The sequence below is a fragment of the Streptomyces sp. NPDC059679 genome, assembly GCF_042734105.1.
GTDB lineage: Bacteria > Actinomycetota > Actinomycetes > Streptomycetales > Streptomycetaceae > Streptomyces.
Map to the genome: position 1 here is coordinate 1 of NZ_JBHWES010000015.1, position 11,315 is coordinate 11,315.

Here is an 11,315-nt window from a genome sequence, read left to right on the forward strand (position 1 = left end):
CGCGATGCTTCGCGACGGCACCTTCTACGAACCCCGCCTCCCCGAAGCAGCCGTCGCATGACCAGCTCAGGCTTGACGAAGGACATAGAGGCACCCCCCCCCCCCGAGGAGTCCGTCTCGCCCGCCGCCTGGCAGCCGTCCGGCTGGACGCGTGGGGTATCCCGTACGGCAGCGAACCTCACGACGAGATCGATCTGATCGTCGCCGAGCTGAGCTCGAATGCCGTGCGGCACGGCCACGTCCCGGGCTGTGACTTCCACCTCCGCCTGCATGTGACGGCAGGCTCGCGCCCCGCGACCGCCCGGATCGAGGTCACCGACGGCCGCGCCGAATGCGCGCCGCGGCGGCCTGCCGTCCCGCCTGCCTCGGATGGCACCGGCCTCGCGGAGACCGGCCGGGGCCTGCTCCTCGTGTCGCGCCTGGCCACCCGGTGGGATTGGCGCCTACGCCCCGACGGCTCGGGCAAGACGGTCTGGGCCGATTACCGCATCCCAGGGGGAGTGGCTGCCGCGGAGCCCGCCACGTGACCGGACCCGGTCAGGCTCTCGTCCGTCCGAGGTTCGCAGTCACCTTGCCGACGAAGCCGAGTCCGAAGGCTACCGCCAGGTTCCCTGAGACCCGCCTGACCGCGCGGTCCGCGCTGCGTAAGGTCGCTCACATCGCCCCGCCGGATTGTGTGCGGTGGGTGTTACCCCTGACGATCCGCCGCGGAGACGCCCGCGTAATGAGTCGTTTGTACGATCACGAACGTACGGCGGTCACAAAGGGCCGAACCAGGTCGATCAGGAGAGAGAGGGGCGCCCGTGGCCGTGCCGGACTCGCGGAGTGAGGGCACGACGAAGGTGCGGACGGTCTGCTCGTACTGCGGGGTGGGCTGCGGCATGGTCCTCGACGTCGGCAGGGGGCCGGACGGGCGGCGTACGGTGCTGAAGGCGGCCGGGGACAAGGAGCACCCCGCGAACTTCGGCCGGCTGTGCACCAAGGGCGCCACCACCGCGGACATGCTCGCCGCCCCGGGGCGGCTGACCACGGCCCTCGTCCGGTCGGACCGTGGCGAGGAGCCGCGGTCCGCGCCCGTGGCGGATGCCATCGCAGAGACCGCCGAGCGGCTGCGCGCGATCATTGACGAGCACGGGCCGGACGCGGTCGCCCTCTATGTCTCCGGGCAGATGGGCCTGGAGGCGCAGTACTTGGCGAACAAGCTGGCCAAGGGGTTCCTCCGGACCAACCAGATCGAGTCGAACTCCCGGCTGTGCATGGCCAGCGCCGGTACCGGTTACAAGCTGTCGCTGGGCGCGGACGGGCCGCCCGGCTCGTACCAGGACTTCGACGCGGCCGACGTCTTCTTCGTCATCGGCGCCAACATGGCCGACTGTCATCCGATCCTCTTCCTGCGGATGATGGACCGGGTGAAGTCGGCGGGCGCCAAGCTGATCGTCGTCGATCCGCGGCGCACCGCCACCGCGGCCAAGGCCGATCTGTTTCTGCAGATCAAGCCGGGTACGGATCTGGCGCTGCTCAATGGGCTGTTGCATCTGCTGCATGCGAACGGCCACACCGACCCCGAGTTCATCGCCGCGCACACCGAGGGCTGGGAGGCGATGCCCGGCTTCCTCGCGGACTATCCGCCCGCCGCCGTCGCGGAGATCACCGGTATCCCGGAGGACGACATCCTCGAGGCCGCCCGGCTGATCGGCGAGGCGGGGGAGTGGATGAGCTGCTGGACCATGGGCCTGAACCAGTCCACGCACGGCACCTGGAACACCAACGCGCTGGTCAACCTGCATCTCGCCACCGGCGCGATCTGCCGCCCCGGCAGCGGGCCCTTCTCCCTCACCGGGCAGCCCAACGCCATGGGCGGCCGGGAGATGGGCTACATGGGGCCGGGGCTGCCCGGACAGCGGTCCGTACTCGCCGACGCCGACCGTGACTTCGTCGAGCAGCTGTGGGAGCTGGAGCCGGGCGCGCTGCGCGCCGACGGGGTCGGCAAGGGCACGGTCGAGATGTTCCAGAAGATGGCCGAGGGGGACATCAAGGCGTGCTGGATCATCTGCACCAACCCGGTCGCCTCCGTCGCCAACCGCAAGACGGTCATCGAGGGTCTGGAGGCCGCCGAGTTCGTCGTCACCCAGGACGTGTTCGCCGAGACGGAGACGAACGCGTACGCCGATGTCGTCCTGCCCGGCGCGCTGTGGACCGAGACCGAGGGCGTCCTGATCAACAGCGAGCGCAACCTGACCCTCGCCCGGCCGGCCGCCGATCCGCCCGGTGAGGCGATGGCGGACTGGCGGATCATCGCCGCCGTGGCCCGCGCGATGGGCTACGAGAAGGGCTTCGCGTACGACAGCGCCGAGGAGGTCTTCGAGGAGATCAAGCGCGCCTGGAACCCGGCGACCGGCTGGGATCTGCGCGGGGCGAGCTACGAGCGGCTGCGCACCACCCCGGTGCAGTGGCCGGCGGCGACCGTGGACGGGCCCGACCGCAACCCGATCCGGTACGTCGGCGAGGACGGTGCGCCGACCTTCCCGACCCCGAGCGGCCGGGCGGTCTTCTACGCCCGTCCGCATCTGCCGGCGGTCGAGATGCCCGACGACGACTACCCGTACGTGCTCAACACCGGCCGCCTCCAGCACCAGTGGCACACCCTCACCAAGACGGCCAAGGTGCCCAAGCTGAACAAGCTCAACCCCGGCCCCTTCGTGGAGGTGCACCCCCAGGACGCGGCCCGGCTGGGCATCGCCGCGGGGGATTCGGTGGAGGTCGCCTCGCGGCGCGGGCGGGCGGTGCTGCCCGCGGTCGTCACGGACCGGGTGCGGCCGGGCTGCTGTTTCGCGCCGTTCCACTGGAACGACCTGTTCGGGGAGTACTTGAGCGTCAACGCGGTGACCAGCGACGCCGTCGATCCGCTGTCGTTCCAGCCCGAGCTCAAGGTGTGCGCGGTGTCGCTGACCAAGGTGGCCGCCCCGGTGGCGGTACGGGCCCCGGTCACGGCTGCGGCGGGTGTTCCGGTCTCGGCTACGGCGTCCATTCCCGGCCCGTTCGGTCTTGAGCCCGCGCCGCCGCCGGTCCTGGCCGAACACGAACGCCGCTATCTGACCGGCTTCCTGACCGGTATCCCGTCCGGCACCCCGGGCGTACCAGTGCTGCCGCCGGACGCCCCGTTCAGCCCGGAGCACGTCCTGTGGGTGAACGGCGTGCTGGCCGGGATGTACTCCAGGGCCGAGGCGACGCCTTCCACCGCGTACGGCCCCGGCGGCTCCGTGCGGCTCTCCCGCCGCCAGGTCGTGATCCTCTGGGCGTCGCAGACCGGGAACGCCGAGGAGTTCGCGAACGCCGCGGCGCAGCGGCTCACCGCGGACGGTCACCTCGCCTCCCTCCTGCCGATGGAGCAGGCGGACCCCGCCGCGCTGCCGTACGACGCCGACCTGCTGCTGATCACGAGTACCTTCGGCGACGGCGACGCCCCGGACAACGGTGCCGGGTTCTGGGACGCCCTCGCCTCGCCCGACGCCCCGCGCCTGAGGGGCCAGCGCTACGCCGTTCTGGCCTTCGGCGACTCCTCGTACGACGACTTCTGCGGCCACGGCCGCCGGCTCGACCAGCGGCTGGCGGAGCTGGAGGCGATACGGCTGGCCCCGCGCGCCGACTGCGAACCGGACTATGAGAACGAGGCCAAGGTCTGGCTCGACCAGGTGATCATCGCGCTGCGGAGCACCGAGCCGCCGGCTCCTGCCCAGGCCCCCGCCGCCGCTCCCCGGTCGGGCCGAGCCGCCCCCGTCACCGCGCGCCTGACCGGCAACCGCCTGCTGAGCCTGCCCGGTGCGGGCAAGGAGGTGCGGCGCTTCACCTTCGACACCCGCGACAGCGACACCCCGCTGCGCTACGAGGCCGGGGACGCCCTGGCCGTGCACCCCGTCAACTGGCCCGAGCTGGTGACGGAGTGGCTGGCCGTCACCGGTCTGGACGCGGACGCGACCGTCTCGGTCACCGGTGTCGGATACCTGCCCTTCGCCGAGGCCCTGCTGCGCCACCTGGACATCACCCGGATCACCCCCGATCTGCTGCGCTTCGCCGCCGAGCGCGCCCGCGACCCGCGCGAGCTGCGGAAGCTGCTGCGCCCGGACAACAAGGGCGGGCTGGCGCAGTGGTCCTGGGGGCGCCAGGCGGTCGACGTGGCCGCCGAATTTCCGCTACGCGCCGGGGCGCAGGAGTGGGCCGATGTGCTGGGGCGGCTACAGCCCCGCCTGTACTCGATATCCTCCAGCCCCCTGACCGACCCCCATCTGGTGTCGCTGACGGTCTCCGTCGTCCGCTACGAGAATCTGCGCGGCCGCCCCCGCCAGGGCGTGTGCTCCCCCTTCCTCGCCGACGCCGAGCCCGGCGCCCCGGTGCCGGTCCGCGTCCAGCCGGCGCCGCACTTCCGCCCGCCCGCCGACCCCGCCACACCGATGGTGATGGTGGGCCCCGGCACCGGCATAGCGCCCTTCATCGGCTTCCTGGAGGAGCGCAGGGCCCGCGGCCACCACGCCCCGAACTGGCTGTTCTTCGGGGAACAGCACAGCGCGACCGACTTCTACTACGAGGAGGAGCTGGCCGCGTTCCTCGCCGGAGGTACGCTCACCCGCCTGGACACCGCCTTCTCCCGCGATCAGCGCGCCAAGCTCTACGTCCAGGACCGGATGCGCGAACACGGTCCGCAGCTGTGGTCCTGGCTGCTGGACGGCGCCCACCTCTACGTCTGCGGCGACGCCTCCCGTATGGCCAAGGACGTCGACCGGGCCCTGCGGGAGATCGCCACCGCCCACGGTGGCCTGGACGAGGCCGAGGCGGAGGCGTACGTCAAACAGCTCGCCGCCGACAAGCGCTACGTACGCGATGTGTACTGAGCTCAGGCAGGATATGCGTGGGTCTGGGCCGCCTTGACCGTGGCCCACACCGTGGCTCCCGGGCGGAGGTCGAGTTCGGCGGCGGCGATCGTGGTCAGGTCGGCGGCCAGGGGCAGTTCGCCGGTCAGCGCGGCGCGGATCTGGTCGCCGTGGGTTTCCATCCCTGCGACCTCGCAGCGCCAGAGGTTGCGGGCGCTGGAGCCGGCGGGGCGGTCCCGGTGCAGGGTCACCGCGTTCGGCGGGAAGGCGACGAAGGCCGGGCCCGTCAGGTCCTCCGTGGTCGTGATCCCGGGACCGCCGTCGACGCGGACCGTGTGCCCTTCGGCCCGGCCCTTGTAGAGGTTGAGGCCGACCAGATGGGCGATGTAGTCCGTACGGGGGCGGCGGGCGATGTCGGAGGGGGTGCCCTGCTGGACGACGCGGCCGTCCTCGACGACGACGAGGTGGTCGGCCAGCACCATGGCGTCCAGCGGATCGTGCGTGACGAGTACGGCGACCGCCTCGAAGTCGGCCAGATGGCGTCGGAGCTGGGCCCGGACGTCGAGCCGGGTGCGGGCGTCGAGGGCGGCGAGCGGTTCGTCGAGGAGCAGCAGCCGCGGACGGGTGGCCAGGGCGCGGGCGAGGGCGACGCGCTGGGCCTGGCCGCCGGAGAGGCGGCGGGGCTTGGCCCCGGCGTGGGCGGTCAGGTCCATGCGGTCCAGCCATTCGGCGGCCTGCGCGCGGGCCTGTGCCTTGCTCGCGCCGTGGCAGCGGGGGCCGAAGGCCACGTTGTCGAGCGCCGAGAGATGAGGGAAGAGCAGATAGTCCTGGAAGACCACGCCGACCGGGCGGGACTCCGGCGGCGTACGGTCCAGCACGGCGCCGTCCAGCCGCAGATGGCCGTCCGTGAGCGGTACGAGGCCGGCCAGGGCGCGCAGGGCGGTGGTCTTGCCGGCGCCGTTGCGCCCCAGGAGGGCGACCACGTCACCGGGCGCGGCCGTCAGCGCCACATCGAGCCGGAAGGATCCGCGCTCGACCACGAGACGGGCATCAAGACCCTGGGTGGCCGGGGTGACCGCGTGGTGCGCGGTCTTGGCGGCGTCGGTCATGCGGGGGCCATCCAGCGGTCACGCAGCCCGGCCAGCACGGCGATCGATACGGCCAGCAGCACCAGGCTCAGCGCGATGGCCGCCTCCGGGTCGTTCTGGAGGGCCAGATAGACCGCGAGCGGCATCGTCTGCGTACGGCCGGGGAAGTTGCCCGCGAAGGTGATCGTCGCGCCGAACTCGCCGAGCGCCCGCGCCCAGGCGAGCACGGCGCCCGCCACGATGCCCGGGGCGATCAGCGGCAGGGTGACCCGGCGGAAGGCGGTGAAGCGGGAGGCGCCGAGGGTGGTGGCAGCCTCCTCGTAGCGCGGGTCGGCGGCGCGCAGGGTGCCCTCGACGCTGATCACCAGGAACGGCATTGCGACGAACGCCTCGGCGACGACGACGCCCGTGGTGGTGAACGGCAGCGTGATCCCGAACCAGGAGTCCAGCCAGCGCCCGACGACCCCGTTGCGGCCGAGCGCCATCAGCAGGGCCACACCGCCCACGACCGGCGGCAGGACGAGCGGCAGGGTCACCAGGGCGCGCACGAGGCCGCGGCCGGGAAACTCGACGCGGGCGAGCAGCCAGGCCAGCGGGACCCCGAGGACCAGGCTCACCGCGGTCGCGGCCGTGGCGCAGACCAGGGAGAGCTGGAGGGCCTGCCAGACCTCGGTGCTGGTCAGCAGGTCGGGGAGGCTGCTCCAGGGAGCCCGGATGAGCAGGGCGACGAGGGGGACCAGCAGGAAGGCCAGGCCGATCAGCGAGGGCAACAGGAGGGGCAGCGGTACGCCCCCGCGGGCGCGCTCCCTGCCCATGCGGCGGCGCCGCGGGCCTCTGGTGAGGGTGTCTGCGGCGCCGGTCCTGTCCGGTGGGGTCACGGCTTCAGGAACCCGGCCTCGGTGAGGACCTTCTGGCCCTCGGCGGACCGCACCAGCTCGATGAACGCCTTGGCCGCCTTGGCGTTGGGGGCGTTCTTGAGCAGGGCGATCGGGTAGTCGTTGATGGCGTTGGCCGACTCGGGGAACTCCACGCCCTCCACCTTGTCACCCGCCGCCTTCACATCGGTCTTGTAGACGACCGCGGCATCGGCCTCCTTGAGCACGACCTTGTTCAGCGCGGACTTGACGTCCTGTTCGTAGGAGACCGGAGTGAGCTTGAGCTTGCCGGCGTCCAGGGCCTTCTGCGCGGCGGCACCGCAGGGCACCGTCTTGTCGCACAGCACGACCTTCAGACCCGATTTGGTGAGGCCCTTGAGGGAAGCGACCTTGTCGGGGTTGCCCGGCAGGGTGGCGATCTCCAGCTGGTTGCGCACGAAGGTGGCCGGGGTGCCGGCCGCGTCGCCCTTGTCCGTCACGATCTTCATCGTCTTGGGGCTGGCGGCGGCGAACACATCGGCCGGGGCGCCACCGGTGATACCGGCCGCGAGGCTGTCGCTGCCGCCGAAGCTGAAGGTGACCTTCGTCCCCGGGTGCTCCTTCTCGAACGTGTCGCCGAGCGTGCTGAAGCTCTCCTTCAGAGAGGCCGCGGCGAAGACCGTCACCTCGCCGGACAGCTTGTCCGAGCCGGAGGAGCCCTTTGTGGAGGAGTCCTTCTTCCCGGAGGAGTCCGAGTCGGACGAGGAGCAGGCGCTCAGGGTCAGCAGGGCGGCGGCACCTGCGCCGGCCACCTGAAGCATCCGGCGGGTCCGGCGCGCGGAACGGGTCATCACGGGTCCACTCCCTCGGGTCCTGACTCTGGCCAGACGTTGATGATACTTCCGCACTTGCGAGGGGAAACCCTCCTGTCTCATTGCATGAGCTGGATCTTCCATGCACTGGCATTGCATATGCGTTTGTACGGGATGGCTGCTCGGGTACGGGTCACCAGGGAGGTGGTACCGCCCTCGACGACACCCCGCTCGACCGCGCGGGCCCTCAGCTGGTCCTGCCCCAGGACCGCTGCGGCGCCCGGTACATCGGCGGTATCGACACGATCCGGGTGGACGGCGGATACACCGCGTGGAGCTGAGGGCGGCGCCTCGGGGAACGGGCCGGGTGTCAGACGCGGTCGATATGCACGTTCGTCGACTTCACCCGGGCGGTGGCCTCCATGCCGACCTCCAGCCCCAGTTCCTCCACGGCCTCCCGGGTGAGCAGCGATACGAGCCGGTGCGGTCCGGCCTGGATCTCCACCTGTGCCGCCACATCGCCGAGCTTGATCGCGGTGACGATGCCGGGGAAGGCGTTGCGGACCGAGGTGTAGGACGCCTCCTCCTCCGTACTCCCGCCGCTCCCGCTCTTGGCGAGCTCCACGGAGAACGCGGCCAGGTCCTTCCCGTCGATGAGCCGCCTCCCGCTCTCGTCGCGGTGGGTCGCCACCCGGCCCGCGTCCGCCCACCGCCGCGCGGTGTCCGGACTCACGCCGAGGAGCCGTGCCGCCTGGCCGATCGTGTATGACTGCATGCGCGCCAAGATAAGGCCACATCAGGAGGCGGCCTGTGCGGCGGCGGCCAGGTCCAGCGCGATGTCGGTGATCATGTCCTCCTGGCCGCCGACCATGCCCCGCCGCCCGGCCTCGACGAGGATGGCGCGGGTGTCCAGGCCGTAGCGGGCGGCGGCGGCCTCGGCGTGGCGCAGAAAGCTGGAGTAGACCCCGGCGTAGCCCAGGCTGAGGGTTTCGCGGTCCACCCGGACCTCACGGTCCCGCAGCGGTAGCCGCCACCTCACGCGCCGTCGCCGCCGACAGCTCGAAGCGCACCACCCCCGAGCCGTCTGCCCCCGCGGTAGCACGCAGCCGCACCCCGCCACGCCCACACCCGTGAGCGTCAGCACCTCACTCAGCTCCGCCGCCGGCCGTGGCGCGCGGGGTCCAAAGCGCCAACAGGAGAGGGGAAGGGGGGCGGCTGGCCTGCGGTCGCGGTTCCTCGGCCCGGCGGGCGGCTGAGCTCAAGACAGGCTCCGCTGCGCTCCGCCGCGACTGCTGCCGCGCGGTGGCCGAGCGGTCAGCCCAGCGGTGCGCTGGACCGGGGCGCGGGAGCGCGACGAACGGGACAACTCCGCTGGACGGCATGGTCCGGCCGCCGAGAGCGGGTATCGTCTCGCGCCCTTCGGCGCAAAGCGGCCAGCACGTCCCCCCTCACCCCCTCTTAAAAAAATGCTTGCTCTACATCAAGCAATACCCTGACGAATACAGTTTATTTTGCGTGCTGTGACCTGCGCGTTCGCCTCGGAAGCATGCCTCCGAGATTCGCCGGGATCGCCCTGACCTGTGGTGATGGGGCCTGTCCCGATGTTCATGGGGTCAGCCGAGGTACGGCTGGTCGCGGTGTTCCAGGAAGTGGCGGAGTCGGAGCCGCTGCGTGTGGTGCATGGGCAGATCGGCAAGTTCCTCCGGCGGGACGAACCGTAGTTCCGTGGACTCGTCGGAGATTGCGAGCTGACCGCCGACGATCCGGGCGGTGAAGCAGACATTGAACTGTCGGCGGACCTCGCCATCCGTGTAGGCGATGACGTGACGTGGGTCGGTGTAGGTGCCGACGAGTCCGGTGATCTCTACGTCCAGTCCCGTCTCTTCCTTGGCCTCGCGGACCGCCGTTCCCGGTAGGGAGTCGGTCATCTCCATGCCGCCGCCGGGCAGTGCCCAAAGATCATTGTCGCGGCGGCGCTGGAGCAGTATGCGGCCGGTCTCGTCGGTGACGACAGCGGACGCGGCGACGACCAGGCTGTTCGGCTCGGGGGCGTCCGGGTCGTCGTAGTACTCGGTCCGAGCCATGGTCACCCCTCGTGTGTGGGCGTCGCTGTCGCCCACACGGCGTCGAAGCTTTGGGCGTAAGTGTCGAACATGCCGCCTTCGCCGTGTCGGCGCAGGTGCCAGACGGGCGCGCCGTACGCGTTCACGCCCCAGACATGGGCATTCACCATGAGTTGATCGTCCGCGCGATAGAGCGAGTTGTAGAGGGTGGTGCCGTGGGTCCGGACCTCGATGCCCGGGGCGCCGATGAGGGGCCGGTAGTGCATGAGGGCGAGTCGGCAGCGGGACTCGATGCCGTGGCCGAACTTCTCTTCCTGGCCTCGCTGCCGGACGTTGGGGCTGCCGGCGTCGCCGAGCGCGATACGCACAGTGCACCCCTCGGCGGCTCGTTCCCGTAGAAGGTCGTTGAGGCGGGGGTACGCCTCGTGCAGGAAGACAGCGGCGTACACGAGCACGTCGATTCGTTCGCGGGCCTGCGTCAGCATCTCCGCGATCGTGGACACGGGGATGTCCGCGCGCTGGTCGTAGAGCGCCACGAGCTCGGGGCTGACCGCGCGAGCGGGGCGCGCTTGGCGGAGCGCTGGCCATAGGGCGTGCACGTCTTCTCCTAACGTTTCCGCTGCCAGCATGGCCGTAGCGCGTCGCGGCGTGCGGTTGAGGTTGACCCACCGTTCAACGGATTTCGGGTCTACCTCGACCTTTGCCGCGAGGGTGGCGTACGGTCCAGCCTCTGGCTGCCATGACGGCTCGTAGCCTCTCGTTCGGCATCTGAGTCTCTCCCCACATGTCGGGACGGCACTAGGGACGTTTTGCCCGACGCGGGACGTCCCGAAGTGGGATCTAGGGGAGGTTCCTACGTCCTGGTCACGGCGCGATGATCGCGAAAAGACTCCCGCGACCGCTGCGGGCGGCCCGGGAGCACGGTCAACGCTGTGAAGGAGCGTCAACGTTGCGGAACAATGCCGCCCGTTTCGTGGAATGGTTGTTAGAGCTGTTGCTGCCTGCTCCAGGGCGGCATCGGGCCGTTGGAATCCGGCCAGGCGTCCGGCGCACGGATGCGCCGACGGTCCGTCTGGCGCGTGTCCCCCTGGCGCACGCGTGGGTGCCGGGTGGCCCGGACGCCTCGGGGACGGGTCTCGTCCGGCCGTACGTGGTCGCGCATGAGCGGCAGCGGCGGGGTGGTGCCGTCGGACACCGGGCAAAGGCGGTGGCGACATGAGTGCGCGGCCTCGTCTGCTGCCGTGGCCGGACTCGGCCGGGAAGCGCTGCTATCTGGTGACGGACGACGATGGCAACGGTCGTCTGTCGAGGCTTGCCGATGAGATGGAGGCCGCGCAGTTGAAGGCGGGCGTCGAACTCTTCGGTTATTCGGGCGAGATGCTGGGCGATCACAAGGTGAGCAAGAGGGAACTGAGGTTCCTCGCCAAGTCCCTGCGTGAGGCGCTGGGCGACGCGTTGCGGGTCGCCGAGAGTCGGGGTGGGCGGCTGCCTGCCTGTGCCGACGGGAGCCGTATGAGCGCCCGGACGGCGCTCCGGAGCCTGAGAGGGGCGCGTGCGAATGAGCCGAGCCCAGGCAAATGCGTCAGGAGGGTGGGAGGTCGGGCCTGTTCCGGGTCGCGGTCTGCGCCGTGAA

Annotated in this window: 9 protein-coding genes and 2 pseudogenes; 3 read left to right on the top strand and 8 right to left on the bottom strand. The window is 71.0% G+C overall.

What is annotated here, in order from left to right; translation table 11 throughout:
• Both ACFV2X_RS18185 and ACFV2X_RS18190 read left to right on the top strand, forming a co-directional pair.
• A partial coding sequence (locus tag ACFV2X_RS18185) for an ATP-binding protein (RefSeq protein WP_385617317.1) occupies positions 1 to 527 on the top strand: 527 nt, incomplete at its 5' end.
• Between the two features lie 354 nt (positions 528 to 881).
• Positions 882 to 4,886: a molybdopterin-dependent oxidoreductase gene (locus ACFV2X_RS18190; RefSeq protein WP_385617575.1), complete on the top strand. Its 4,005-nt coding sequence runs from the start codon at positions 882 to 884 to the stop codon at positions 4,884 to 4,886.
• A gap of 2 nt (positions 4,887 to 4,888) precedes the next feature.
• On the opposite strand, the gene ACFV2X_RS18195 is transcribed toward ACFV2X_RS18190, so the two are convergent.
• The 8 genes and pseudogenes from ACFV2X_RS18195 to ACFV2X_RS18230 form a co-directional block, all read right to left on the bottom strand.
• Positions 4,889 to 5,974 (bottom strand): ABC transporter ATP-binding protein, encoded by a 1,086-nt coding sequence (locus tag ACFV2X_RS18195; RefSeq protein ID WP_385617319.1) that lies wholly within the window; start codon positions 5,972 to 5,974, stop codon positions 4,889 to 4,891.
• On the bottom strand, positions 5,971 to 6,831 hold the full coding sequence (gene modB / locus ACFV2X_RS18200; RefSeq protein ID WP_385617321.1) for a molybdate ABC transporter permease subunit: 861 nt from the start codon (positions 6,829 to 6,831) through the stop codon (positions 5,971 to 5,973). The genes ACFV2X_RS18195 and modB overlap by 4 nt, the downstream gene beginning before the upstream one ends.
• On the bottom strand, positions 6,828 to 7,658 hold the full coding sequence (gene modA, locus ACFV2X_RS18205) for a molybdate ABC transporter substrate-binding protein (protein ID WP_385617323.1): 831 nt from the start codon (positions 7,656 to 7,658) through the stop codon (positions 6,828 to 6,830). The genes modB and modA overlap by 4 nt, the downstream gene beginning before the upstream one ends.
• 331 nt (positions 7,659 to 7,989) lie before the next feature.
• Positions 7,990 to 8,394: a molybdopterin-binding protein gene (locus ACFV2X_RS18210; RefSeq protein ID WP_385617325.1), complete on the bottom strand. Its 405-nt coding sequence runs from the start codon at positions 8,392 to 8,394 to the stop codon at positions 7,990 to 7,992.
• A gap of 21 nt (positions 8,395 to 8,415) precedes the next feature.
• Positions 8,416 to 8,643 (bottom strand): annotated as a pseudogene (locus ACFV2X_RS18215) (4-hydroxy-2-oxovalerate aldolase); the annotation flags it as partial.
• Positions 8,644 to 9,232: 589 nt separating this feature from the next.
• Entirely contained in the window at positions 9,233 to 9,703 is a 471-nt protein-coding gene (locus ACFV2X_RS18220) for an NUDIX domain-containing protein (RefSeq protein WP_385617329.1), read from the bottom strand.
• 2 nt (positions 9,704 to 9,705) lie between these two features.
• A pseudogene (locus ACFV2X_RS18225) lies at positions 9,706 to 10,450 on the bottom strand (XRE family transcriptional regulator).
• 217 nt (positions 10,451 to 10,667) lie between these two features.
• Positions 10,668 to 10,877 (bottom strand): hypothetical protein, encoded by a 210-nt coding sequence (locus ACFV2X_RS18230; RefSeq protein ID WP_385617331.1) that lies wholly within the window; start codon positions 10,875 to 10,877, stop codon positions 10,668 to 10,670.
• A gap of 80 nt (positions 10,878 to 10,957) precedes the next feature.
• Here ACFV2X_RS18230 and ACFV2X_RS18235 point away from each other — a divergent pair, with 80 nt between their 5' ends.
• Positions 10,958 to 11,314 (top strand): hypothetical protein, encoded by a 357-nt coding sequence (locus tag ACFV2X_RS18235; RefSeq protein ID WP_385617333.1) that lies wholly within the window; start codon positions 10,958 to 10,960, stop codon positions 11,312 to 11,314.
• Position 11,315 lies beyond the last annotated feature (1 nt).